General features: G+C 42.0%; 29 protein-coding genes and 1 pseudogene. 19 read left to right on the forward strand and 11 right to left on the reverse strand.

Features of this window, described 5'->3' with window-relative positions:
- Positions 1-37: 37 nt before the first annotated feature.
- The gene (locus QUF94_RS02710) at positions 38-313 is read left to right on the forward strand and encodes a YutD family protein (protein ID WP_034310177.1); all 276 of its coding nucleotides are present in this window, start codon (positions 38-40) and stop codon (positions 311-313) included.
- Positions 314-344: 31 nt separating this feature from the next.
- On the opposite strand, the gene QUF94_RS02715 is transcribed toward QUF94_RS02710, so the two are convergent.
- Positions 345-638 carry a cytosolic protein gene (locus QUF94_RS02715; protein ID WP_289314503.1) on the reverse strand — a complete coding sequence of 98 codons (294 nt, stop codon included), beginning with the start codon at positions 636-638 and terminating at the stop codon, positions 345-347.
- 66 nt (positions 639-704) lie between these two features.
- Positions 705-971: a DUF3055 domain-containing protein gene (locus QUF94_RS02720; protein ID WP_061465473.1), complete on the reverse strand. Its 267-nt coding sequence runs from the start codon at positions 969-971 to the stop codon at positions 705-707.
- A gap of 261 nt (positions 972-1232) precedes the next feature.
- Between QUF94_RS02720 and QUF94_RS02725 the strand changes: the two genes are divergently transcribed.
- Together QUF94_RS02725 and QUF94_RS02730 are read left to right on the forward strand one after the other, a co-directional pair.
- Positions 1233-1811 carry a DUF86 domain-containing protein gene (locus QUF94_RS02725; RefSeq protein ID WP_353957652.1) on the forward strand — a complete coding sequence of 193 codons (579 nt, stop codon included), beginning with the start codon at positions 1233-1235 and terminating at the stop codon, positions 1809-1811.
- Positions 1812-1834: 23 nt separating this feature from the next.
- Positions 1835-2602: a TIGR01457 family HAD-type hydrolase gene (locus QUF94_RS02730; protein WP_289314504.1), complete on the forward strand. Its 768-nt coding sequence runs from the start codon at positions 1835-1837 to the stop codon at positions 2600-2602.
- A gap of 60 nt (positions 2603-2662) precedes the next feature.
- Here QUF94_RS02730 and QUF94_RS02735 read toward each other — a convergent pair whose 3' ends face one another.
- Entirely contained in the window at positions 2663-3160 is a 498-nt protein-coding gene (locus tag QUF94_RS02735; protein ID WP_063234039.1) for a phosphatidylglycerophosphatase A family protein, read from the reverse strand.
- 208 nt (positions 3161-3368) lie between these two features.
- Between QUF94_RS02735 and yutH the strand changes: the two genes are divergently transcribed.
- The 5 genes from yutH to thrB all read left to right on the forward strand — a co-directional run bounded on the left by yutH (position 3369) and on the right by thrB (position 8877).
- Positions 3369-4370: a spore coat putative kinase YutH gene (gene yutH, locus QUF94_RS02740; RefSeq protein ID WP_289314505.1), complete on the forward strand. Its 1002-nt coding sequence runs from the start codon at positions 3369-3371 to the stop codon at positions 4368-4370.
- A gap of 108 nt (positions 4371-4478) precedes the next feature.
- Entirely contained in the window at positions 4479-5390 is a 912-nt protein-coding gene (locus QUF94_RS02745; protein WP_289314506.1) for a L,D-transpeptidase family protein, read from the forward strand.
- A 189-nt stretch (positions 5391-5579) separates the two neighbouring features.
- Positions 5580-6878: a homoserine dehydrogenase gene (locus tag QUF94_RS02750; RefSeq protein WP_289314507.1), complete on the forward strand. Its 1299-nt coding sequence runs from the start codon at positions 5580-5582 to the stop codon at positions 6876-6878.
- On the forward strand, positions 6875-7936 hold the full coding sequence (gene thrC, locus QUF94_RS02755; protein WP_289314508.1) for a threonine synthase: 1062 nt from the start codon (positions 6875-6877) through the stop codon (positions 7934-7936). Before QUF94_RS02750 ends, thrC begins: the two co-directional genes overlap by 4 nt.
- Complete coding sequence (gene thrB, locus QUF94_RS02760) at positions 7933-8877, forward strand: homoserine kinase (RefSeq protein WP_289314509.1); 945 nt, start codon at positions 7933-7935, stop codon at positions 8875-8877. Before thrC ends, thrB begins: the two co-directional genes overlap by 4 nt.
- Before the next feature lie 196 nt (positions 8878-9073).
- Here thrB and QUF94_RS02765 read toward each other — a convergent pair whose 3' ends face one another.
- Positions 9074-9310: a NifU family protein gene (locus QUF94_RS02765; RefSeq protein WP_034310199.1), complete on the reverse strand. Its 237-nt coding sequence runs from the start codon at positions 9308-9310 to the stop codon at positions 9074-9076.
- A gap of 166 nt (positions 9311-9476) precedes the next feature.
- On the opposite strand from QUF94_RS02765, the gene QUF94_RS02770 reads away from it, so the two are divergent.
- The gene (locus QUF94_RS02770) at positions 9477-9800 is read left to right on the forward strand and encodes a YuzD family protein (RefSeq protein WP_289314510.1); all 324 of its coding nucleotides are present in this window, start codon (positions 9477-9479) and stop codon (positions 9798-9800) included.
- 89 nt (positions 9801-9889) lie between these two features.
- Here the strand turns inward: QUF94_RS02770 and QUF94_RS02775 are convergent, their stop codons facing one another.
- Positions 9890-10957, reverse strand: coding sequence for an NAD(P)/FAD-dependent oxidoreductase (locus QUF94_RS02775; protein WP_289314511.1), 1068 nt, complete (start codon positions 10955-10957; stop codon positions 9890-9892).
- Positions 10958-11265: 308 nt separating this feature from the next.
- On the opposite strand from QUF94_RS02775, the gene QUF94_RS02780 reads away from it, so the two are divergent.
- Positions 11266-11499 (forward strand): YuzB family protein, encoded by a 234-nt coding sequence (locus QUF94_RS02780; protein WP_289314512.1) that lies wholly within the window; start codon positions 11266-11268, stop codon positions 11497-11499.
- 96 nt (positions 11500-11595) lie between these two features.
- Here QUF94_RS02780 and QUF94_RS28705 read toward each other — a convergent pair.
- A pseudogene (locus QUF94_RS28705) lies at positions 11596-11742 on the reverse strand (DUF2225 domain-containing protein); the annotation flags it as partial.
- Positions 11743-11853: 111 nt separating this feature from the next.
- Between QUF94_RS28705 and QUF94_RS02785 the strand changes: the two are divergent.
- Positions 11854-12216, forward strand: coding sequence for a HesB/IscA family protein (locus QUF94_RS02785; RefSeq protein ID WP_241580756.1), 363 nt, complete (start codon positions 11854-11856; stop codon positions 12214-12216).
- A gap of 69 nt (positions 12217-12285) precedes the next feature.
- On the opposite strand, the gene QUF94_RS02790 is transcribed toward QUF94_RS02785, so the two are convergent.
- Together QUF94_RS02790 and QUF94_RS02795 are read right to left on the reverse strand one after the other, a co-directional pair.
- The gene (locus tag QUF94_RS02790; protein WP_289314513.1) at positions 12286-12927 is read right to left on the reverse strand and encodes an SDR family oxidoreductase; all 642 of its coding nucleotides are present in this window, start codon (positions 12925-12927) and stop codon (positions 12286-12288) included.
- Positions 12928-13079: 152 nt separating this feature from the next.
- The gene (locus QUF94_RS02795; protein ID WP_289314514.1) at positions 13080-14072 is read right to left on the reverse strand and encodes an NAD(P)/FAD-dependent oxidoreductase; all 993 of its coding nucleotides are present in this window, start codon (positions 14070-14072) and stop codon (positions 13080-13082) included.
- A gap of 476 nt (positions 14073-14548) precedes the next feature.
- On the opposite strand from QUF94_RS02795, the gene QUF94_RS02800 reads away from it, so the two are divergent.
- The 4 genes from QUF94_RS02800 (at position 14549) to QUF94_RS02815 (ending at position 17703) form a co-directional block, all read left to right on the forward strand.
- Positions 14549-15766 carry an NAD(P)/FAD-dependent oxidoreductase gene (locus QUF94_RS02800; protein ID WP_289314515.1) on the forward strand — a complete coding sequence of 406 codons (1218 nt, stop codon included), beginning with the start codon at positions 14549-14551 and terminating at the stop codon, positions 15764-15766.
- A 209-nt stretch (positions 15767-15975) separates the two neighbouring features.
- The gene (locus tag QUF94_RS02805; RefSeq protein ID WP_421156787.1) at positions 15976-16458 is read left to right on the forward strand and encodes an NUDIX domain-containing protein; all 483 of its coding nucleotides are present in this window, start codon (positions 15976-15978) and stop codon (positions 16456-16458) included.
- 107 nt (positions 16459-16565) lie between these two features.
- A complete protein-coding gene (locus QUF94_RS02810; protein WP_289314516.1) occupies positions 16566-16883 on the forward strand; it encodes a YuiB family protein in 318 nt (105 codons plus the stop codon).
- Between the two features lie 127 nt (positions 16884-17010).
- A complete protein-coding gene (locus tag QUF94_RS02815; RefSeq protein WP_289314517.1) occupies positions 17011-17703 on the forward strand; it encodes a 3D domain-containing protein in 693 nt (230 codons plus the stop codon).
- A gap of 86 nt (positions 17704-17789) precedes the next feature.
- Here the strand turns inward: QUF94_RS02815 and QUF94_RS02820 are convergent, their stop codons facing one another.
- Positions 17790-18578 (reverse strand): cobalamin-binding protein, encoded by a 789-nt coding sequence (locus tag QUF94_RS02820; protein ID WP_289314518.1) that lies wholly within the window; start codon positions 18576-18578, stop codon positions 17790-17792.
- Positions 18579-18587: 9 nt separating this feature from the next.
- Positions 18588-19070: a divergent PAP2 family protein gene (locus tag QUF94_RS02825; RefSeq protein ID WP_289314519.1), complete on the reverse strand. Its 483-nt coding sequence runs from the start codon at positions 19068-19070 to the stop codon at positions 18588-18590.
- A 274-nt stretch (positions 19071-19344) separates the two neighbouring features.
- Here QUF94_RS02825 and QUF94_RS02830 point away from each other — a divergent pair, with 274 nt between their 5' ends.
- Positions 19345-20850 (forward strand): leucyl aminopeptidase, encoded by a 1506-nt coding sequence (locus QUF94_RS02830; protein ID WP_289314520.1) that lies wholly within the window; start codon positions 19345-19347, stop codon positions 20848-20850.
- 58 nt (positions 20851-20908) lie between these two features.
- Here the strand turns inward: QUF94_RS02830 and QUF94_RS02835 are convergent, their stop codons facing one another.
- Positions 20909-21244, reverse strand: a complete 336-nt coding sequence (locus QUF94_RS02835; protein WP_289314521.1) for a YuzC family spore coat inner layer protein — start codon at positions 21242-21244, stop codon at positions 20909-20911.
- Between the two features lie 314 nt (positions 21245-21558).
- On the opposite strand from QUF94_RS02835, the gene QUF94_RS02840 reads away from it, so the two are divergent.
- From QUF94_RS02840 to QUF94_RS02850, 3 genes are read left to right on the forward strand one after another with little or no spacing between them, the layout of a single operon-like run.
- A complete protein-coding gene (locus QUF94_RS02840; protein ID WP_289314522.1) occupies positions 21559-22308 on the forward strand; it encodes a GTP cyclohydrolase II in 750 nt (249 codons plus the stop codon).
- A gap of 13 nt (positions 22309-22321) precedes the next feature.
- Positions 22322-23422, forward strand: coding sequence for a bifunctional diaminohydroxyphosphoribosylaminopyrimidine deaminase/5-amino-6-(5-phosphoribosylamino)uracil reductase RibD (ribD, locus tag QUF94_RS02845; protein WP_289314523.1), 1101 nt, complete (start codon positions 22322-22324; stop codon positions 23420-23422).
- Between the two features lie 17 nt (positions 23423-23439).
- On the forward strand, positions 23440-24537 hold the full coding sequence (locus QUF94_RS02850; protein WP_289314524.1) for an FAD-dependent monooxygenase: 1098 nt from the start codon (positions 23440-23442) through the stop codon (positions 24535-24537).
- Position 24538 lies beyond the last annotated feature (1 nt).

The following is a 24538-nucleotide window of genomic DNA, read 5'->3' on the forward strand; positions in this document are numbered from 1 at the left end:
ATTTAAAGAAGGAATGTATTTATGAGAGGTGAAAATAATGATTAACATCAATAACATGACCTATGAAATAATCGAGGATGAACGGGAAGGCTATAACGAAGAAGCGTTTAAAGCCAGATACAGTGAGATTTTAACGAAGTATGATTATATAGTGGGGGATTGGGGTTACGGCCAATTGAGGCTGCGTGGATTTTTTGATGACTCTAATCAGAAAGCGACCTTCGATACAAAAATAAGCACGCTTAGTGAATATTTATATGAATACTGCAATTTTGGCTGTCCATATTTCGTCGTGAAGAAAATAAAGAAATAAGAAAGGCCAGGATTTACTCTGGCCCTCCATGTTAAGAGTTTCCATATCCTTTATAAGGAGACTGTTCATCTTTTTCTGGATCATCATGTGTCGGATGAGCTCCAGGATATTGTCGAGGTAAGTCTTCGTGCAAAGATTTATTTTCATAATTAAAGGCACTTTGATATCGTTGACCTTCCTGCCACGGGGTGTTTTTATTCTGAACTGGTGCATCTTTTGCTATGGATGATCCAAAAGGTCCTTCGGGAAATTCTTCAGGAATTAAATAATCCCGCTGTTTTTCGACATTGGAGAAATCGTGGTATATTTCCTCTTCTTTGCCCAAGGTAATCCCCCCTCATGTAATCGTACATTCAGTAGGTTATCCCGTTTAAGAAAAAAACGTCGGCTTTCAGACGATTTCCATTAAAAAGTGACTTAGTTCTTCGGCTTCCGCTTCTGACAACTGAAAGGCATGCTCAAGATAGCCTTCCTCTTCTAAATCATCAGGTCCAATAATCGCGAAACGGTTACTCTGCATATTTAAGACAAGTTTCTTCCCATAAAAACGATCGGTTGTCGTAATGGCCAGATCGAATCTTGATTCCTCTCCCATGAAACTTATGAACCGGGTTTTTGAATCAACTACGTCATTGTATAAATAAAAACGATCTTCCATAGTATCATTCCCTTCTTATCTTCACATTTGTAGTTCCATCATAACAAAGTGCCTTCAATAGGGGAACAGACATTTTTCGGGTTCCCGGCAGGAGGAACTTCGTCACTCCTCATGGTTCCACAGGAAAGTCCGGCAATCATGCCGTCAGAGTTTTCATTGATTAAAGGAAATTTGTCAAGAATACAAATGGGACCGTAAATTTAGGTTTTTTTATGGCAATGCTTGCGTTTTTGCTGCTGTTTAATATAGGGATTGGTTCAAATGGCTGAAGGAATTGAGAGTAAGGGAGAAGCTATGGTATCATCAAGGAATAAGGTTGGTCCGGCACAGGGTTTTACCTATGCCGCTCATTCAACCAATGATTCCCTATATCATCTTAGATCAGAAAGGATCTGGAAAAAAATGTACTTTGTAGACCGCCAAAAGATTGAACAAATATTAGGTTTTCTTGAAAAGCAGCTTGGACTTTTTGAAGGGCATGATAATTGGGATGGAGACCTTTCGGAACTTATCGCTGAAAGGCTTATACATACTTCCATCGATTCCGTGTTGGATGTGGGAAATGCGGTAATTGATGGTTTTATTATGCGTGATCCGGGAAGTTATGAAGATATTATCGATATCCTTCAAGATGAAAAAGTCATTTCAGAAGAAAAAGCGATACAATTCAAAAAGGTTTTGCCGCTAAGGAAAATGCTGGTCCAGGACTTCATTGAAGTCGATCACAAAGAACTGCATGCTGTTTTCTCGGAAAATATCGAGGCATTCAAGCAATTCCCCGATTTGGTGAGGAACTATTTAACAAATGAATTGGGACCCGTATCAGCTTTTAAAAACTAGTAGCGTTAGGAAGGCGAATTCAAATGAAGTCGTATAAAGGATATTTGATTGACTTAGATGGCACCATGTATCGCGGAACTGAACAAATTGCGGAAGCGGCAGGGTTTATTAATGACCTAAGAAAAAGGGAGATCCCTTATTTATTCGTCACCAACAACTCATCCCGGACTCCGGCACAGGTAGCGGATAAATTGAGAAGCATCGGCATATCAACGGAAGATGATCAAGTTTTCACGACAAGCATGGCCACTGCCAATTACATAGCTGAACAAAAGCAAGATGCATCGGTCTATGTGGTGGGTGAAGAAGGCATCATCGAGGCTCTTAAGGAAAAAGGAATGAAGCTTGTGGATGAACATCCAGACTTTCTGGTAATGGGCATCGATCGCGGCGTCAATTATGAAAAGTTGTCAAAAGCCTGTCTTGCTGTCAGGAATGGCGCTGTTTTCATTTCGACCAATGGTGATATTGCCATTCCTACTGAACAAGGCCTTTTGCCGGGGAATGGTGCTTTGACCTCCGTTGTTTCCGTTTCGACTCAAGTACAGCCAATTTTCATCGGAAAACCTGAATCCGTCATAGTGGAGCAAGCTCTAAGAGTATTAGGGGTACCTAAAGAAGAGACGATCATGGTTGGCGATAACTATGATACGGATATCCTAGCCGGCATTAATGCAGGAATCGATACAATGCTTGTACATACTGGCGTAACGACCAAAGAACGCTTGAAACAATATAAGGAGCAGCCAACGTATGTGGTGGATACGCTCGACCTATGGCACTTCGAATGAAAAAACCAGGCCTGCGAAAGCAGTCCTGGTTTTTTTATGTCGTTTAATATCATAAGCTCACTATTCTGCATTTTCGGTTCTATGGGCAAGCCTGCTTGAAGCGGCAGCAGCAATTGCCCCAACGATATCGTCTAAAAAGGTGTTCACCTTACCTGTGCTTTTATCGTTTAGATATTTTAAGATACCTGGCTTTTGTTTATCGATGAAACCATAATTGGTAAAGCCGATGGATCCATATACATTCACAATTGAAAAAGCCAATATTTCATCGACCCCATATAGTCCTTCATCTATTTCAATGATGCTCAGTAGCGGCTCCTCGAGCAGTTTTTTCTCAGCTAGAATATCCAACTGAATGCCGGTAAGGATGGCATTTTGGACCTCGCGTTTTGAAAGGACCCGTTCGACATTGTGAAGGCAATCGGACATTTGGAGATTTTCATGGTATCCAGATTGTAAATACATGACAAGCTCAGCGATATCCTCCAATTTCACCCCTCGTTCAATTAGCCACCTACGAGCCGTTTTTTCAGACATTGATTGTTCAATATTAGCCATGTCATCACCCATTTCTCTATATTTTAAAGGGATAGTTCTATTGCCGGAAGTTTGATTTGATTAGAGTCAAAACCCATGAAAGGGATTTCGATTCGATTTTATAATAAGGTTTCGATAATCATTCAGAAAACGGGTTATTCCACATATATATATAAGTATATGATGACCAATATTTCTATTATATCCATTTGATGAAGGGGGCCATTCCATGATAGAAGAAATCATTTTTAATAATTATGGTATACAGGTAGGTCATGAAGAAGCCAATAGCAGATTTCCAAGCTTCCGTTCAGGGAATATGGTTTACAGCATCGTTCCCATTGAAAATATGGAGCAGGAGGAATTAGTGGAACGGCATACAATGTCTCAACACATGATTTCACAAGGAGATCGTCACGTATCGGCTTTTGTTCTTGCCAATCATGGAAGTTATGTTTCGGAAGCGGATGAACAATTATTCATCCTTCTTGCCAATCAGGCATTGGAAGGTCCGAAAAATTTCAACCCAGGAAGACGTCTGGCAAGATTCCATCAGCGTGGGAGAAATATTAATGAAACGATTCGAACATGCTCAAGGATCGGTAAATGGAAAGAACTCTGGGAACAAAGGATCGATCAGTTAGAAAAGATTTGGCGGGATAAGCTCAATGCCCATCCTGATAACCAGTTTGAAAAATTATTTATAGAAACCTTTCCCTATTATATGGTCCTGGGTGAAAATGCGATTCAATATTTAGTCGACACGGAAATTGATGATACCCCGCAAATTGTCGATAGTGGTACGGTATGTTATGAACGTTTTTTACATGATACGTGGAAAAGCAATAAATGGATGAAAAATCCGTTTGATTGGGTATTCGACCACGGAACAAGGGATGTCGCGGAATGGGTGAGGGAACACTATTTTCAAAATGTGCATACCCATCAGCGTGGCATTGGCCATTTCTTTCACGAATATCAATCCATAGAACCGTTCTCCAGCTTTTCAGCCCGGTTATTATATTCAAGGATGCTATTTCCCATTCATTACTTTGAAACAGTGGAAGAGTATTTTTCAAAAACGACGGAATCAAGGGCGAATGAACTGGAGGATAAAATATCTGCGATCACGAAATCCTCCCAACAATATGAGTCCTTCCTCAAACATTTTTATGAATTGGCGGAGGTGCCGGCCAAGCAATATGATTTGCCTAAAATTGACTGGATTTAGGTAAAAACGGAAAAGAAATATGATTCATCCTTACTTACTATGTTATGATGATAAAAAGATTTTTTAGAATAGTTAGATATTTGGTTATAACTACGGAAGGATGGGTCCATGAAAAGATTGATGATGGCCACCCTTTTAGTCCTTTTAATCCAACCGACAGATCTTACGAAAGCTGAAACGAAAACAAGCTGCGAAGCAACACAATTCAAGATTGTCATGAAGACTACTACGGATGTGAAGGAAAAGGCGTCGGCTGCGAGTAAAACATTAAAAACTTATAAGAAAAATAAAGAACTATCGGCAAGTGGTAGAACTGGAAACTGGTATAAGGTCTGTCATTCAAAAAAGACTGCATATATCAAGATGGCAGATGTAAAAGAGGTTTTCAGTTCCGGTGAAAAAGTCCTTCTGAAAAAATTCGATACGAGGAAAGGTGTTAATCAAGTTGTATCGGTGACAGGGAAATCCATGAGTGATACGAAGGTCGCGATCCAAACTTACGAGAAGAAACAGGGTGAATGGCGACGCGCATTAAAGAAGATGGAGGGCGTCATTGGGAAGAACGGCTTCACGAAGAGTAAAAAAGAGGGTGATGGAAAATCACCGGTTGGAATTTATTCATTTGGTACGGCCTTTGGAAGCAAAACGAAGCCGCCCGGCGTGAAAATGAATTATAGGAAAACTACCAAATATGACTACTGGATTGATGATCGGACATCCAAGGATTATAACAAGTGGATAACCTATAAAGGAAATCCTTCAAGTAAATGGAAGTCTTTCGAAAGGATGAATCATGAACTCTATAGGTATGGGGCGGTCATCAATTATAATACGAATCCCATCATAAAAGGAAAAGGAAGTGCAATCTTCCTTCACATATGGAGAGGGGAAACAAAGCCGACGGCAGGATGTACAGCAACTGCCGAAAAGAATGTCCTCAGTTTACTGAAATGGATGGATCCCGCGCAAAAGCCACATGTAGTAATGGGAACGAATGATTCATTAAAGAGCGCTGAGTAATAATCTTCAAAATGGTTTTCCCATAAAAAAATTAGCTTTAGCCGTTCTTACTCGTTCAAGGGATGGACAAAAAAAGTCGTTCATCCATCTTTTCTAACTATTGATAATTATATGAATTAAACTTATAATGTCTACTATACAAATACAAATGTTTTCTACAGGTAAACAGTTTTTAAGGGGGAACCAAATATGAAAGCCATCTCGATCGGTTTATTGGGGTTAGGTACAGTTGGATCAGGAGTCGTACAAATCATTGAAAGTCATCAGGACAAGCTCATGCATCAAGTGGGCTGTTCCATATCCATTAAGAAGATACTGGTCAAGGACACGACTAAGGAGCGGCTTGTCGAGGTTGATAAAGATATGTTAACTGACAAACCTGAGGATATCCTTTCGAATCCCGAGATTGATGTTGTAATTGAGGTCATGGGTGGAATTGAAGAAACACGCGGTTATCTGATAGAAGCAATAAAAAATAAAAAGCATATCGTTACGGCCAATAAAGACCTAATGGCTCTATATGGACCGGAACTGTTGGAATTGGCCACCGAGAATCAATGTGATTTGTTCTATGAAGCAAGTGTTGCAGGGGGAATTCCGATTCTAAGAGGTCTTGTCGATGGATTATCTTCTGACCGCATCACGAAAATGATGGGAATCGTCAATGGGACGACAAACTTCATTTTAACGAAAATGAGCAAGGAAGGCAGAGCTTATGATGACGTATTGAAGGAAGCCCAGGAGCTGGGATTTGCTGAAGCGGATCCGACAGCAGATGTAGGGGGATTGGATGCAGCCCGTAAAATGGCGATACTATCCACACTCGGGTTCTCAATGAACATTGGCTTGAATGATGTTGAGGTACAGGGAATAACCGATATATCCGAAGAGGATTTGAGATATAGTAAAAAGCTTGGATATACGATGAAATTGATTGGCGTCGCTTCCAGGGCAGGGGATAGGGTCGAAGTAAGTGTCCAGCCTGCACTTCTTCCGGAAGCACATCCTTTAGCATCGGTAAATAATGAGTATAATGCGGTATACGTTTATGGGGAAGCTGTAGGGGAAACGATGTTTTACGGACCGGGAGCAGGAAGTCTTCCGACTGCGACTGCAGTCGTTTCGGATATGGTGACGGTCATCAAGAATATGAGGCTGGGCGTAAATGGCCGCAGTGCCGTTTCACCGCAGTACCCGAAACAATTAAAAGATGCCACTGAGATTTTCGCTAAGTTCTTCATTCGATTGCATGTTCAGGATGAAGTTGGCGTTTTAGCCAGAATCACGAATTTATTTGCCGAGCATGGGGTAGGATTCGATAAAATCCTTCAATTGCCGCTGGATGAAAAGGAATCTTCCGAAATCGTATTAGTTACGCATACAGCCACTTTGGCAGCATTTGAGCAAATTATACAGAAATTAAATGATTACAATATGGTAAGAGAAGTGAAAAGCACATATAGAGTTGAAGGAGAGGACATCAAATGAGCTGGCAAGGACTTATAAGCACATATAAAGATTTTTTACCTGTCACTGAAAATACACCTGCGCTCTCCCTGTTGGAGGGGAATACACCTTTAATCAGACTGAATCGATTATCCGAAGAGTGGGGAATCGACTTACATGTAAAATATGAAGGAGCTAATCCAACTGGGTCGTTTAAAGATCGCGGAATGGTCATGGCTGTCGCAAAAGCGATCGAAGCAGGTAGCGACACGATCATCTGTGCTTCTACTGGGAATACATCGGCAGCCGCAGCGGCTTATGCCGCCCGTGCCAACCTGCGCTGTATCGTTGTCATTCCAGAAGGTAAAATAGCCATGGGTAAGCTTGCACAAGCAGTTATGTACGGAGCAGAAATAATCTCTATCGAAGGGAACTTCGACCAGGCTTTAAAAATCGTCCGTTCACTTAGTGAGAGCTCACCGATCACCCTTGTGAATTCTGTCAACCCATACCGGATCGAAGGGCAGAAGACGGCGGCTTTCGAAATTTGTGATGCTCTAGGCTCTGCACCGGATATTTTGGCGCTTCCAGTCGGGAATGCAGGTAATATAACTGCTTACTGGAAAGGGTTTAAAGAATATAATGAATCGAAACAAACGGGCCTACCTGAAATGAGAGGGTTCGAAGCGGAGGGTGCGGCTGCAATTGTCAGGGATACCATTATTGAAAATCCCGAAACCATTGCAACAGCCATCCGGATTGGGAATCCTGCAAGTTGGAACTTTGCTGTCGAAGCGGCAAAAGAATCCCAAGGTAAAATTGATGAGGTGACAGACGAAGAAATTCTGGAAGCCTATCATTTCCTCGCTAAAAAAGAAGGGGTATTTGCAGAGCCAGCCTCATGTGCTTCCATTGCAGGCATCTATAAACAATTAAAAAGCGGTGAAATCAAAAAAGGAAGCAAGATTGTTGCGGTGTTGACTGGAAATGGCTTGAAAGATCCGAATGTGGCAGTCGATACTAGCACGATTCAACCGACATTGTTGCCAATGGACGAAGAGGTCATATTAGAACATCTGCAGGGTGTGAAACAGGCATGAGTGCAGATTCCGAGATGTTCTTGATCCGTGTACCGGCGAGTACGGCCAACTTAGGACCAGGATTCGATTCCATCGGCTTGGCACTAGGACTTTACTTGGAAATACACGGATCTTCATCAGATCATTGGGAAGTCGTTCCACTATCAGAGGAAATGTCTGTTTTTCCAAGGGATGATCGTAATTTTATCGTTAAAGTTGCCAAGGAAACGGCGGCTTATTATGGAAAGGAACTATCCCCATGCCGGATTTTCGTCTCTAGTGAAATTCCCCTGGCACGGGGTCTTGGAAGCAGTGCCTCCGCCATTGTAGCGGGGATTGAATTAGCGAACATCGTTGGTGAACTCCATTTATCCGTTGATGAAAAGAATAGGCATGCTTCCCTCTTTGAAGGGCATCCGGATAATGCAGGGGCATCTGTTTATGGTGGATTGGTAGTGGGCCTGCATACAGAGGAGAGAACGGATGTCGTGTCGTTTCCGATCGAGGGAGTTAAGGTGATTGCTGTCATTCCCAATTTTGAATTGCTTACTGAGGATTCAAGAAATGTCCTTCCTAATTCACTTTCCTATAAAGATGCGATAAGCGGAAGTGCAGCCGCAAATGTATTGCTTGCAGGAGTCTTATCGAAAGATTGGAAGCTTGTTGGTGAAATGATGCAAAGCGATCGATTCCATCAACCTTTTAGAGCGGGGTTAGTCCCTCATTTAGCACTTATAGAAGAGGTCGTCCTTAAAAAAGGTGGATTTGGTGCAGCCCTAAGCGGAGCAGGCCCCACTGTATTATGCTTGGCATCCGCAGAAAAATGCGAAAGTGTGCTCACTGGATTGAAGGAGAAATTTCCGGAATATCTTGTGAAAGAATTGGAAATAGATAATGTTGGCAGTTATACGGCAATCCTTTCAGAACAGGAAAAAAAGGAATTGAAATTTTTGAAATCGTGAGCCGCATTTCATTTACTTTCCATATAAAAAAGCTGACTCGCGTCAAGCCGTATCAATTCATTTGATAGGGCAAAAGCCGAGTCAGCTTTATTTTTTACTACAGTCCAGGAAAAGTTCCGGCCTGCATGAAAAAAGGTTGAACGTGTATAGATGAAGTGATCCTTCATCCATACGCTGCATGTTATTTAAAGGGCTATTAGAAAACTTGTTCTACTTCCACTACACCAGGAACTTCTTCAAGAAGGGCACGCTCAATCCCAGCTTTTAGCGTAATGGTCGAACTAGGACAGCTTCCGCAGGCTCCTAGTAATCGTAATTTTACAATTCCATCTTCTACGTCAACTAGTTCACAGTCACCGCCATCACGAAGAAGAAACGGACGAAGTTTATCTAGGACTTCTTGAACTTGAACTTCCATTGTTTGTTCAGACATTGCAATCGACTCCTTTCCTAATCATATTATAAAGCGAAGGTAGTAAAAAATCCAACTGTAACTTTGCGGAAATATAATCTATATTATTCTGGTATGATGGAAACAGGTGAAGTTTTTAAACATTATTCAAAATGAAGCAGATATACTAAAATGAAGGAGGAAGAGTATGGTAATGAAAGAAATTGAGATAGAAGTGTATGGAGCGGAGCAAATTTGCGCGAGTTGTGTGAATCTCCCATCTTCAAAAGATACCTGTGAGTGGCTTGAAGCCGCTTTAACGAGAAAGTTTCCTGAGCAGAAATTCAAAATATCCTATATAGATATGTATAATCCCCCAGAAACGCTGAAGCAAAAGAACTTTGCCGCGAAGATGATCGAAGAAGATTTATTTTATCCACTGGTCCTCATCGAAGGTGAGATCGTTGCAGAAGGAAATGTGCGTCTCAAAAAAGTGGTGGAAACGATGGAAAAATACGGATACACTATATAATGGAAGAAATAAAAAAACCGACCCATGATGAGCTGCTCGCAGCTCCATGGGCCAGTTTATGAAATGTGTGGCATATGAAGGTCTTGAAATCAACCGTTATGGTATTTATACATCCAAAGAATGCCTGATTTCATTAGACGTGCCACTCTTCCGGTGATAGGGCGATTTGCAACAAGACCAAAACCTTGTTTCTTCCCAAGGGAACCTAATGTCCCTTTTAATTTCATGGTAGGGAAGCTTTCTGGAAGTGGTTCATTTGCCCATTTCTTCACAAGGACTTGGACGATTTGTTCAGCTTGGGACTCCGCCAATTGAGCACTAGGTGCATGAGGCAGGCTCGCACAGTCGCCGACCACAAAGATGCTGTCATTATTAGGAAGGAAATGCTGAGGAGTCAGAACGGCTCTTCCTTGACGATCTTTTTCAATATCCATATCGCGGATGATTTTGCTTGGCTGAATTCCCGCTGTCCAGACGATGACGTCACTTTGAACGGCTTCGTCACCATTATAAAGAAGGTTTGGCTCAACTTTGGTTATATTTGAATGATGGATGATTTCGATTGTATGTTTATCGAACCAAGATTCGACAAAGGTACTTAATCTTTCTGGGAAAGCAGATAGTATATGCGGTCCACGGTCAAATAGCTTAACGTTCAAATCTGAACGGCTTTCAATTAATTCACTTGCTAGCTCAACACCACTAAGTCCGCCACCAACGATAGAAACGGTTGCACCTGCACCCAAATTATTCAAAGCTGAATATGTGCTACGTGATTTATCGATTGTTTGGATACTATAGGTATGTGTGTCTGCTCCAGGAATATTGTGGTATTTATCTTCACAGCCAAGGCCAATGACTAAATCATCATAAACGACAGGATCTTGGTTTTCTATAATGACCTGTTTATTTTCCATATCGATGGAAAGTACTTCTCCGTATACGTTCTTCAAGCGAGGATGTTCAGGAAATGCAACACGGATGTGCTGATCAGGAATGGTACCTGCTGCTAAAGCATAATATTCCGTTTTTAAGCAGTGATAAGGATTACGGTCGATAAGCGTGATGCTCACATTTTCAGGCAGCTGATTAGGCAGCAATCTTTGCAACATGCGCATACCACCATACCCACCACCAAGTATGACTAAATTCTTCATATGATTTTCCCCTTTATTTGATCTCTTGAAAAATTTGAAAAAATGCTTCACTTGTGAAAACAAGTATCCAACTATAGGATTCCCCCAAATGAACCCTTTTAAAGTTTAATTAAATATATATACCCCAATTAGTAGTAAGAATAAAAAATTAGATAATTTTCTTTTTTTACGTACCCCGACAAAAGTATAACGAATATAAAAGGAAATCACAACCGATATCTTGAAATCAGCTTACTTTTTATGCGTAAATATTGACTGTAACTGGGAAAAGTAATAAGATGATTTGTTAGTAACTGTGAGGTGAAACAATGTACCCGATTATTGAATTTTGCGTAAGCAATCTAGCCAGCGGTGCTCAAGAGGCTCTGGAAAGATTGGAGAGGGATCCAAATTTAGATATCATAGAATATGGTTGTTTGGGATATTGCGGCAAATGCTCCAGTAACTTATATGCACTAGTAAACGGTGAAGTGGTTTCCGGCGACACAACGGATGAATTGGTAGATAAAATATATAAGTTCATTGATGAATTTGAAATGTAATCATCAACGGCGAATGAAAAGGCTGCTCCTTTTGGGACAGCCTTTTCATTCCCTGTCCTTTTTAAAATGTCTCCAGCGAGTTAGAGGGTTCTGGCTTCAGATGCCTGAGTACGCTAAAGTCCAAGTCCCCTTTAAATAGGATGCTTCATATTCCTTAAGTGCGAATCTCAAGAATCTTCCTTCTTGGTCCTTTGTTTGATTGATTCTGTATAGCCAGGCAATCCGTAAATGGGTAAAATAAGTGCGGGAATATGAGTTTTTTCAAGCTGGAAAATTGAGCGTGGGAAATTCTTTGGTATATACTATAAAGAGAAATAGTTCTATCTCACATATCTTAAGAAGGAGGGGTTTATTGTGAGTGAAGTTGTTCAAATAACGGAAGCTGCTGCTTTTCAGATAAAAGAAATGATGAAACAAAATGGTGAAGAGGGTTCCTTTTTAAGAGTGGCCGTTAAAGGCGGGGGCTGCAGTGGATTATCCTACGGAATGGGTTTTGAAGAAGAGCCCGGAGAAAAAGATAGCCAACTGGAGCAGTTTGAAATAAAGATCCTTGTTGATAACGGGGATGCTGATATATTAAATGGAACGGTAATTGATTATAAACAAACGATGATGGGCGGAGGCTTTACGATCGAAAATCCAAATGCCATCGCTTCATGCGGTTGTGGGTCTTCCTTCAAAACGGCAAAAAACGCCGGTACACCGGAGAATTGCTAACAAACTGGTTCATTTAAAAAGGGGGGGCACTTTAACAAGTGCGCCCCTTTTTCATGCTTATTTCCTATTTTAAATATTGTTAAGGGCTTCCTTGATTGAAGAGGTACCGCTGAAAATCTCGAATGTCTTATTGAACGTATTTTCCGCTGTGATTGATTGGGCAAGAACGGAGGCGACATCTGCTCTTGGAATGGATTTGTTGGCATGGTCCACTTTTACTTCAGCAAAGATTTTTCCGATAGCTTGTTCATTTGTCAATGCAACCGGCCGGACAATCGTGTAAGTCAGCCCGCTTGCTTTTAAATGTTCATCGGCATCATGTTTTGCTTCAAGATAATGGCGCATCCCTTCTTGGGCTTGTTCCGGATCATCAGTACCGACAGAGCTTAACATGATAAAACGTTCGATCCCTTTCTTTTTGGCGGCATCAACTAGTTTAATCGCCCCATTCTTATCCACAGCCGTCGTTTTATCCGATCCCGTTTTTGGTCCAGATCCGGCTGCGAAAATGATGGCTTCCATGTTATCCACTGCTTTATCCACATTTCCCTCTAAATCTGCAAGAATTGGATGACCGCCGAGTTCTTTTATCGTTTGAGCCTGTTCCTCTTTCCGGATTATTCCGAATACATTCATTTGTGGATTTTTTGATAATTCCCCAATGATCTGCTTTCCGGTCGTTCCATTGGCTCCAGCAATTAAAATATTCATATATGTGCATTCTCCTTTCAAGTCTTCTCCTACTCTCTACCCTTAGAATAACAAGGTTAAGCACTGTGGATAACTAATGAAAAACAGTTATCCACAATCATGGAATTGGGGACAAAAAAACCCGGCTACGGAAGCCGGGTTTTTACGTAATTTTAAAACATGGAAGAACTGTGCATTGGCTGGACTTTTGCTTTTGGGTCAATATATTGTTTTGCGTGATTGACGGCAGTGGGTGCCTCACCAAAACCACTTGCAATCAATTTGACCTTGCCATCGTATGTTGCGATATCACCTGCTGCATAAATTCCTGGGATATTCGTTTCCATTCTGGAATTCACCAAAATACTGTTCTTCTGGATATCAAGTCCCCATTCCTTGATGGGACCAAGGGAGGAAACGAAGCCGTAGTTGACGATGACTGCATCTACCTCCATCGTCTCTGTATCTTCACCGTTAGTATCCTTGATGACAACTGTATTGATCCGGCCGTCTGTACCAATCAATTCTGAAGGTATGTAAGGAGTCTTTATTTCAACTTTTGAATGTTTAAGGTTCTCTACACTATGTTCGTGGGCACGGAATTTATCTCTTCTATGAATGATGCTCACTTTCTCGGCGATCGGCTCCAGCATAAGTGCCCAGTCCACTGCTGAATCCCCACCTCCGAATACCACCACTTTTTTGCCAGCAAAATGATTGAGGTCGTCGATGAAATAATGAAGGTTGCTGCTTTCATATTTTTTTGCATCATCAATTTCGATGCGGCGGGGTTGGAAAGCCCCATTTCCAGCTGTGATGATAATGGTTTTGGAGTAATGGATTTCTTTATCCGTCGTTAACTTGAAAACTCCGTCGGCTTGCTTTTCCACTTCTTGAACGGCTTGCTCCAAGACAACATCCTGTTCAAACTTTGCCATTTGTTCTTTCAAATTATTCACTAGCTCCTGAGCACGCACTTTTGGGAAACCTGCGATATCATAGATGAATTTCTCAGGATAAAGGGCCGACAATTGTCCGCCTAATTGTGGCAGGCTCTCGATGATTTTTACGGATGCCTGTCTCATGCCGCCATAAAATGCAGTAAATAATCCAACCGGGCCTCCGCCAATGATGGTAATATCATAAACTTTTTCATTAACTTCCAACGTTATCCCTCCGATATACTAGGTTTGCTGAAATTTATTCTTTTATTTTAACATAGATGATCTTTTAAAAAGCGGAGAAAGATTAGAAAAGTGAGAAAGTTTTGACTATATATGAGCAGTCACATGATGAATACTGTTCACCCTCTTTCATAAGTGGGTAAAAATACTCTTTACCATGATTGAACATATAGAAAAAATATGGTCAGTAACCGGGTGAAAAGTAACGTTTTTAAGCTTTATTTTAACGCTAAAAAGTTCAGTTTGTTACTTGAAAAAGGTATGGAAAAAGACTAATATTTACTTAGACATCATTTGGTAAAATTTTTATGAATTTTTTATTACAATTACGAATTGTTACGTGAAAAACGTCACAAATGTATAAGAGTGCTTTTTATAATGGAAATTAATAAGATACACAATAGATTTTAGTTATGGAAAGCATCACAAGAAAATATCGTAAAGGTGGACGAATACTTTTGAAAAAGCCAACTATCGTTGTTTTAGGAGCAGGTTATGGTGGATTGATGACCGTTACTCGCTTACAGAAGGCATTAGGTCAAAATGAAGCAGAAATCGTATTAGTTAACAAAAATGATTACCACTATGAAACAACATGGCTGCATGAAGCATCTGCTGGAACGCTTCATCATGATCGTGTGCGCTATCCAATCAAAAGTGTCATTAACGGCAGCAAAGTTAAATTCATCCAAGATTCTGTTTTGGAAGTGAAAACAGAAGACAAAAAAGTCATCCTTGAAAACGGCGAAATTTCTTATGATTACCTAGTGATTGGACTTGGACCGGAATCGGAAACATTCGGGATCCAAGGGCTAAAAGAATATGCTTTCTCCATCTCCAATGTGAACACTGCTCGTAAAATCCGTGACCATATCCAATTGCAATTTGCTACGTACAGTTCTGAGGTCGAGAAGAATGAAGACCGATTGACGATCGTCGTTGGCGGAGCAGGATTTACGGGTATCGAGTTCCTTGGCGAATTAGCTAATCGTGTTCCTGAACTTTGTAAAGAATATGACATCGATTTCCAAAAGGTTCGTATGTACTGTGTGGAGGCAGCACCGGCCGTCCTACCTGGATTCGATCCGGAATTGGTGGATTATGCAGTTTCTTACCTTGAGAAAAAAGGTGTGGAATTCAAAATCGGTACACCGATCAAGGGGGCAACTCCTGAAGGTATCATCGTGGCAAAAGGCGAAGATGAAGTGGAAGAAATCAAGGCGGGAACCGTTGTATGGGCAGCTGGCGTACGTGGTAACTCCGTGATTGAGGCTTCTGGTTTTGAAGCTATGCGTGGACGTATCAAAGTGAACCTTGACATGCGTGCACCGGGTCATGACGATATTTTCATCGTAGGGGATTGCGCTTTGATCATCAACGAAGAAATTAATCGTCCATATCCACCAACTGCACAAATCGCCATGCAACAAGGTGAGGTCATTGCGAAGAACCTGACTAAATTGGTTCGTAACGAAAGCGACCTTGAAACGTTCACTTTCGAAAACAAAGGAACGGTATGTTCACTTGGTGAAAACAATGCGATTGGTGTTGTATTCGGCAAGAAAGTTACAGGTAAGACTGCATCATTCATGAAGAAAATGGTCGATAACAGAGCATTGTTAATGATTGGCGGAGCTTCCCTGGTTGCTAAAAAAGGTAAATTCAACGTCCTTTAATTTTTTGATTTATAAATAATGGCCATTTGGGGAATCCCTGAATGGCTTTTTCTTAGGTTCTCTCGAGTGAGAGTCCCATGAAAGCTAGGAGTATGCACCTTTCGTATGTGGAATATAATGGGGATAAGGATGACAGCTTTAAAATCATCGTATGTTCTTATGCGGTTTGGAGTTTATACTGCTTATAATGAATGTAGGGGAAGTGGGTTTTGGTGGAACGATGCAAAAATGTTTGGCTGGCAGTGTCCGGCCTTGTGATATCTGATAAAGGTGAGTGGCTTGTCGTGAACAAAAGGTATGGCGGATTGAAAGGGCAGTGGTCACTTCCGGCTGGTTTTGTCAAAAATGATGAAACCGTTGATGAAGCTGTCGTAAGGGAAGTGTTGGAGGAGACGGGTATTCATACAGAAATCGAAGGTATTGTAGGAGTGAGAAGTGGAGTCATCAAAGGGGATATAAGTGATAATATGTTTGTATTTTTACTTAAACCGCTCAGTTTTGAAGTCACCGCTCAATTGGATGAATTATATGAAGCTAAATTTTATGACCCTGAATTACTCGTGCAGGAGGGGAAGCAATCTTTACTATTGGAACAGCTTTTAGCGTTTAAAAAGGAAAGAATGCAGACGATGCTTGACGGATTGAATCCGGGAGATCAATTTGGCTATACATCCTATAAATTATTCATGTGATTTGGGTAATTATCTTTTCTTCGGTATTATTTGGTATAAGTCGTTGACGTAGCAATTATTTTTTCAGTAAACTAAAGGTGTCGCTTTTAAGGAGGGTCAAGAATAACATGCCATTGCCTGTTTTAATTATCTCAATACTCTTATTTTTCATACTGTTTTTCGGAATTGGCTTTTTGCTGAATATGCTCTTTCGTTCTTCGTGGATCATGGTCATCTTATTTCCAATCGTCTTCATCATCATTGTCAATGAAACAAAGCTAATAGAATATTTCAGAAATCCGGGAATATCTTTTTCACATCTTGGAACGAACCTAACATCCTTACATATGGCAGATATCATGATTTTATCGAGTGGACTGCTTGGCGCGGTTTTAGCTGGTGTGGTCATTAGGGTTTTAAGGAATAAAGGATATCAAATGTTTTGAATTGGGAAGGGCCTTCATTTATGGAGGTCCTTTTTTGTAAGAAAAAATGGTTGTTTTCATTCTTTATGAATACTTTCACTCGGGAAAGGGAACAAATATCCTTGTGAGAGGAGTGGAACTATTACATATGAAAATTGTAAAGGCATTATTTTTGAGGGTTGCTATTATCATATTATTTATCTTGGCCATCGAATCAACCTTAAATCATGTTTTTGGAGCTGAGTCGGACAATCATCTCTTTGAAGAGGCGATGAGACAAAATCGAATGCTTGGTCTCGAATACAAAGCCATCCATAGTGGTGGCCAAGTGGCAACGCTAGTGGCATCCGCATCCCTGAGCAATGGTCCAACGACGATAGCGGAGGCAATTGAGCTCTCTAAATACCCGAAGCACGAAGTTTTGGCTACAGGGTATACAGCAGGGTATGAATCAACCGGAAAGTTCCCGGAGAGCCCATCTTATGGAATCACTTATTCAGGGGTGAAGGTGAAAAGGGATCTGTTTTCCACCATTGCAGCTGATCTTGCCGTATTTCCTCTCGGAACCATCCTTTGGATTCCGGGCTATGGATATGGGGTTGTAGCGGATAAGGGTGGCGCGATCAAAGGCAATCACCTGGATCTATACTACGAAACGGTACAAGACGTGTACGAGAACTGGGGAAAGAAAACCCTTGAAGTATATGTTGTGCAAAAAGGGAACGGCGAATTATCTGAAGAACAGTTAAAAAAGCTGAACGAAACCAGGATCAGGCAGGTTTTCAAGCCTAAAATCGCTGAAAAAACATTGAACGAGAATGTATCATCCTTTGCTTTTTAATGAAATGATGGATAAAGTCCAGCGAAGGTCAAAAGGCTGCCCCGATTGTGGCAGCCTTTTTGATATCATGTTCATTTGAAAATCCCTTAGCCCAAGCCGTTGTATGCTTCTGGGTGAAGAGTCTTTGCCAATTTTGAAAGACCATCCAGTAAACGGGGGGAAGGCCGACAGAATAAGGGTTCTTCCATGATGTGGATATTGTTATCCCGGACTGCCTTCATATCGGTCCACCCTTTTCGTTTCTTGACCAGCTCTGGATTCACTTTTCGTAAAGGGACACCGACCCAAGCTAAGCAAATATGGTCGGGATCCTTTTTCCGGACCTCTTCGGAAGTGACTTGAATGCTTGCCATGTCCACATCTTTGAAAAGATTATATCCTCCAGCAAGAAGGCTGATCTCGGTTAACCAGTTAACTCCCCCAGGGCTGAATAAGGGATTTGGCCACCATTCCCAATATAGGGACGGCTTCGTTTCGATTTTATCGGCGACGTTTTTATATTGAAGGATGGCCTCACGGAATTTAGCAGCCTGTTCCGCTGCTTTATCATTAAAATCCGTGGCTTCGCCCAGGATCAGCAAATCTTTTGCTATATCTTCAAGTGATTGCGGATTGAAGATGATATGAGGGAGGTTCCGTTCTTTTAATCCTTCAATATTTTTTTCCATACCCGGTACACTCAGGGAAGCGAGCACCAAATCGGGTTTCAGTGATTCTACATGATCGATATCAATCGATAAATCGGGCCCCACCTTAGGAAGGTGCTGTATGGTTTCGGGCCAATCGGAATAGTCATCGATAGCAATCAGCTGATCTTCAATCCCTAGATATGTGCAGAGTTCCGTATTGCTGGGGCAAAGAGAGATTATTTTCAAATTGACCACCTACCCTTGAAAGATGAAAAAGTGAAGTGCCAGTGCAATGAAAACTCCGGTCAAGGCTCCGAAAAATACCTCGATTGGCTTATGGCCCAACAGTTCCTTTAATTGTTGCTGTTTCTGCTTTTCTGCTTTTTTCTGCCAGTTTTTTGCTTGCTCGACAAATGTATTGAAGTCCGTGACGAGCTGATTCAAGACGGCTGCCTGTTCTCCTGCCTGCCGTCTCACTCCTGTCGCATCGAACATCGTGATGATGGCAAAGATAGCGGCAACGGCAAATACAGGAGAATCCATTCCGGTTTCAATCCCTACTGCTACTGTTAGAGCTGACACGGCCGCAGAGTGGGAGCTGGGCATACCGCCTGTGGAGTTAAGAAGTGACCAGTTAACCTTACGAAAAGCTATGAAGTGGATGGGCACTTTAATGAATTGAGCAAAGAAAATAGCAATCAATGCTGCAATTAAAGGGAAGTTGAGAAATAATTCCAAGAGTATCAGCCTTCTTTCTAGTTATGAGTAACAATGAAATCCATATATGGGTAAATAAGAAATCCTGCTCGGTACAAGGCCCTTATTATTAGTTCAATTCGGTCCTGTCGATTCCCTGCTGGTTATAAGTATAAATATGATCTTTCTTATACTATTACTCTAAAGTCACCCATTCTAAACAATATCCCTTGTTATTATTATTTTAAGGTGCCTTATTCGAAAATTTTGGAAAATTTCGTTATAATGAAGGTAATCGAATGAAGGAGGTAGCAGAATGTTTACAGTTAAAGATTCCTTGAATATAGATTTGATTGATGAATGCCTGATTCTAGGCATATTTGACAAACCCGTAAAATTCACAGGCATAGGGAAAGAAGCCGATGAACGATTGGACGGTCAGTTAACCGAGTTAGTTAAAGCTGGAGAAATCTCTTCCAAGAAAAAATCAGTAGTTAAAATACATACATTAGGTAAATTAGGCGTAAAGAGATTGATTTTTGTAGGGTTGGGCAAGGAAAAGGAGCTTTCCTTTGAAACGCTGCGCGAAGCGTTGGGGAAAGCCCGTAAAACGATTAAAGAATCCAAGCTTACGACGCTTTCGATTGCTTTGGATACATTCACGACTGAAAACCTGGATGCATTGGATGTAGCCCATGCTTGTTCAGAGGCCTTTGAACTTGCTTCCTATAAATTTGACGGATACAAGCAAAAATCGAACCAGGTCGAAAAAAGCATTGAATCGATTACGGTTTACAGTGAATCGGATAATGAAGAGGTCGGGGCCGCACTTCATGTAGGGAGAATCTTCGGAAGGGCGACGAATTCAGCAAGAACATTGGTTAACACACCAGGCAATTTGTTGACTTCCACGGATCTGGCGGATTATTCATCTGCCTTGGGTGAACGATATGGCTTTGAAGTGGAGATCCTGGAGAAGGAAGATATGCTCAAGTTGGGTATGGGCGCCCTCCTTGCTGTCAATCAAGGTTCGGTCGAGCCTCCGAAAATGATCGTCCTGAAGTATCAAGGTAAAGATGAATGGAAGGATGTTATCGGGTTGGTCGGTAAAGGCATCACATTCGATACAGGTGGATACTCATTGAAAACGAAGGCCGGAATCGTTGGAATGAAGACGGATATGGGTGGTGCGGCAGCTGTTTTAGGTGCAATGGAAATTATCGGGGAATTAGGACCGGATCAAAATGTCGTGGCTGTCATTCCGTCCACTGATAACATGATCAGCGGTGATGCATTCAAGCCAGATGATGTGATCACTGCCATGAGCGGCAAGACGATAGAGGTATTGAATACGGATGCGGAAGGCCGGCTTGTTTTGGCGGATGCCATGACTTACGCTAAACATCATGGTGCTGACTATCTTATTGACGTTGCTACTCTAACGGGTGGTGTCATAACGGCGTTGGGCATGGATATGACGGGTGCGATGACCAATGACACGGAATTCTATGAACAAGTGGTCAAAGCCTCAGAGGAGGCCGGGGAGCCCATTTGGAGATTGCCGATTACCGAAAAGGATAAAGAGCGGGTACGCAATAGTAAAATAGCCGATTTGAATAATTCACCTGGCGGGGCAGGGCATGCGATCATGGGTGGGGCCTTCATCGGCGAATTTGCCGAAGATACTCCGTGGGTCCATCTGGATATTGCCGGAACATCCACAACCTCTAGCAGCTCCGAATTGTGCACGGCGGGGGCTACCGGTGTCATGGCACGAACGCTTGCACTATTGGTTGAAACCTTTGAAACGAAAACGAAATGAACCCAAATATCCGAAGCCGAAAAAAGGCTTCGGTTTTTTTACCAAAAGGTGTTGGACGTTATACATCACTCCATTTCAAGCTGACGATGATATGACAATTTTCTTCCTCTGCTTTAGGATAGAAATCAAAACGGATCCCATCGGGGTTATACGTGATATCAGGTTCGTTCTTAATTCCTATCTTTCGGATCATATCGATCACGACACTCATTTTCGATGCTTGGGCAGCAATCATCAGCCGGTTTGAAAAAGGCTTGGATGTGGCTAAAGTATCCATGACTTTTTTCACATCAAGCATTAAAGATTGTGATGTCTTTGCCGATTTAACTAGCAGATCTGGATTGGTTGCCGAGTAGGGACGCAATGTTCCTCCCCGCTCCCGATTCATATTCATTGCCCCGGCGTGAGGTGGAAATAGGATGGGGTCATACAAAAAATAAGGGAAATCCTCCAAAAGGTTTCCTTCCTTTCCTTAAGTCTGTCTATAGACACGTTTTCGTTATACGTTAAAATATGTATAAAGGCCAGCCGATATGATAGCGGTTTGTGAATGACTTCCTTTTGCAAGAAAACTTCTTGAAAATTATGATCAAAGACACACTATTATTTGTAAACTGCTTCATTGACAGGTATAGTGTATAGTAATATACTTACTTACCTAAAGTAAGGAGAAGGCACACTATAAATTATAAAATAGGTGATGTTAAGATGAAAATAACCCAGGAAACAAAAAACCTTTTAATAGATAAAATGAATATCATCAAAACCCCGGGAAAGGCTGATATATGCCTTGTGGGGCCTGTGAACCTGCCTGTTGAACAAGGCGATTTCTCAACGGTGTTCCAATGGTATACGTGGCTCCAGCTTGATGGCATGGATAATGACAAGGAAGCGGTGCTTGAATCGCTTTCGGAAGCTAACCTTGCTTTTGGACAGCAATCCTCCGTATTGGTGTATGGAGATTTTGAAAAGTCGGGGGATGCACTCGTCCGGATGCATAGCATCTGTCACACTGGTGATATCTTCGGCAGTAAACGCTGCGATTGCGGCTACCAGCTCCACCAATCGATGAAAATGATAGCCGAGCATGGGTGCGGGGCCATTTTTTACCTTGCGGACCATGAAGGAAGAGGGATCGGCCTGTTTTCCAAATCTCTTGCATATTTGCTTCAGGAGGAAGGGTATGACACGGTCGAGGCGAATCAGGCATTAGGATTCGAAGACGATACGCGATCTTACGAGGGAGCCATTCGAGTGTTGAGGGAACTGCGTGAGGAGCCGGTTACTTTAATTACGAATAACCCCAAAAAGTTGGATGCCCTTATGAAGCATGGACTTGCGGCAAAGGACCATATCCCGCTTTGGGGCGGTTTGACGGAAGATAATAGCTTCTATCTGGATACAAAGGTTAAGAAGTCAGGACATATTCCCCACAAGAAGCCAACTTTGATTGTATAAGGAGAGCCATAGTATGAATGATGATCAATATTACATGAAGCTGGCATTGGATTTGGCGGCCAGTGCTAAAGGAAAGACGAATCCAAATCCAGTGGTCGGTGCAGTCATAGTTAAGGACGGTGTGATAGCCGGTACAGGAATCCACCGTAAAGCGGGTGAACCGCATGCCGAGGTTCATGCTTTCAAAATGGCGGGTGAGTATGCAGAAGGTGCAACGCTATACGTGACTCTTGAGCCGTGTTCCCATTATGGAAAGACACCTCCTTGTGCAAATCTAGTGAAAGAATCAGGTGTCCGGCGGGTTGTGGTGGCTACACAAGATCCAAATCCGGAAGTTGCAGGAAGAGGGATATCCATCATTCGGAATGCGGGCATTGAAGTGGAAGTTGGCGTCCTGGAGAAGGAAGCGCAAAGACTGAATGAGCGTTTCATTCACAATATGTTGACGAGCCGTCCATTTGTCATTTCGAAGTATGCGATGACACTTGACGGAAAACTTGCAACCCACACAGGCCATTCAAAATGGATAACAGGAGAAGAATCCCGTCATTCCGTTCATTTGCTGCGTGATGAGGTGGATGCCATTCTCGTTGGTATCGGGACTGTTTTGGCCGATGATCCATCATTGACGACAAGACTTCCGGAGGGCGGAGGGAAAAATCCGATCCGAATCATTCTAGACAGTGAATTACGTGTTCCGATGGAAGCAAATGTTGTCCAGGTATCAGATGCGAAAACCATGATCGTAACGCATGATCAAGCACCTGCGGAAAAAATGGCGGCTTTACGTGAAAAAGGAATCGAATTCATTCTCGTCCCCAAAAACGATACGGGCCTGAATTTAAGGACCTTGATGGAAGAGCTGTATAAAAAGGGGATTACGGATGTCTTGCTGGAAGGTGGAAGTGAAGTGAATGCCTCTTTCCTAAGGGCGGGGCTCATCGATAAATACTTGATTTATATAGCTCCTAAACTATTGGGCGGGAGAAACTCACTAACACCGTATACTGGAATGAATGTAGATACTATGGATGAAGCGATGGATGTTACCTTCTCTGGCGTGGACACGTTTGGTGAAGACATACGCATCACGGCTTATCCTAAATTAAAATAGACAACAGGTGAAGAGGCATGTTGGTTAAATCAGATGTATGCATAGTCGGATCAGGACCAGGAGGAGCGCTGCTAGCTTACCTATTGGCCAAGCAGGACATTTCAGTCGTCCTGCTTGAGAGGCATTCTGAAGTTGCCAGGGAGTTCCGGGGCGAGTTCCTGAACGATGAAGGAGAGGCCATTCTTAAAAAGCACGGTTTATTCGAGGACGTGGAAAGGCTTGGCTTGCTTAGGATGGAACAAATTGAATATTGGAATGACGGCCAACTATTTAAAAGGATTTTCCCGGAATTTCCTATAGACCATGTTGGGATACATGTCCCTCAAAATCATCTGCTTACAGCTATATTGAATGAAGCTGAAAAGCTGGATTCTTTTCAATTGATGATGAATACGAGGGTTACGGACCTGATTCAGAATGAAATGGGCCGGTTTACGGGTGTCAAGGCTCGAAAGGGCGGAAATGACCTGGAAGTGCAAAGTTCATTGATAATCGGAGCGGATGGCAGATTTTCCATGGTTCGAAAAAAAGCGGGGATACCAGTCGTGATTAAAAATCATGGCTATGATTTACTGTGGGCAAAAATTCCTGCTCCAGAGGGATGGAAGCCTTCGATCAAGATGGCATTGGTCAATGGCTCCCAGGTTGCCCTCTTCACTCAGGCTGGAGGTTTCATCCAAATTGGATGGAATATAGAACATGGTTCATTTTCCCATTTGCGAAAACAGCCATTTGATCCATTCATTGAAGATTTGCTTTTTGCATTTCCTGAATTAAAAAAGGTCGTGTGTGAAAATATCAGCTCTTGGCAAGACTTCATTTTATTGGATGTTTACAGCAGCTACTGTGAAACGTGGACAAAGGATGGTGTTGCATTATTAGGTGATGCAGCCCATACGATGACACCTACAGGTGCATTCGGACTCAATTGTGCCATGAAAGATGCCGATATATTAGCCGAGCTTATTCAACGATGCATCCTGCAGGGGGATACTGGATTCCTTGGATTAAAAATGGCTGAACCGGAAAGAAAAGCCGAAATTGAAAGATTACAGGCCATTCAGGTGGACAAGGAAATTTCCTTCGCATCACAATTTGCCGCCGCTTATGTTTAAA

The sequence above is a fragment of the Peribacillus sp. NJ4 genome (assembly GCF_030348345.1).
Classification (GTDB): domain Bacteria; phylum Bacillota; class Bacilli; order Bacillales; family DSM-1321; genus Peribacillus.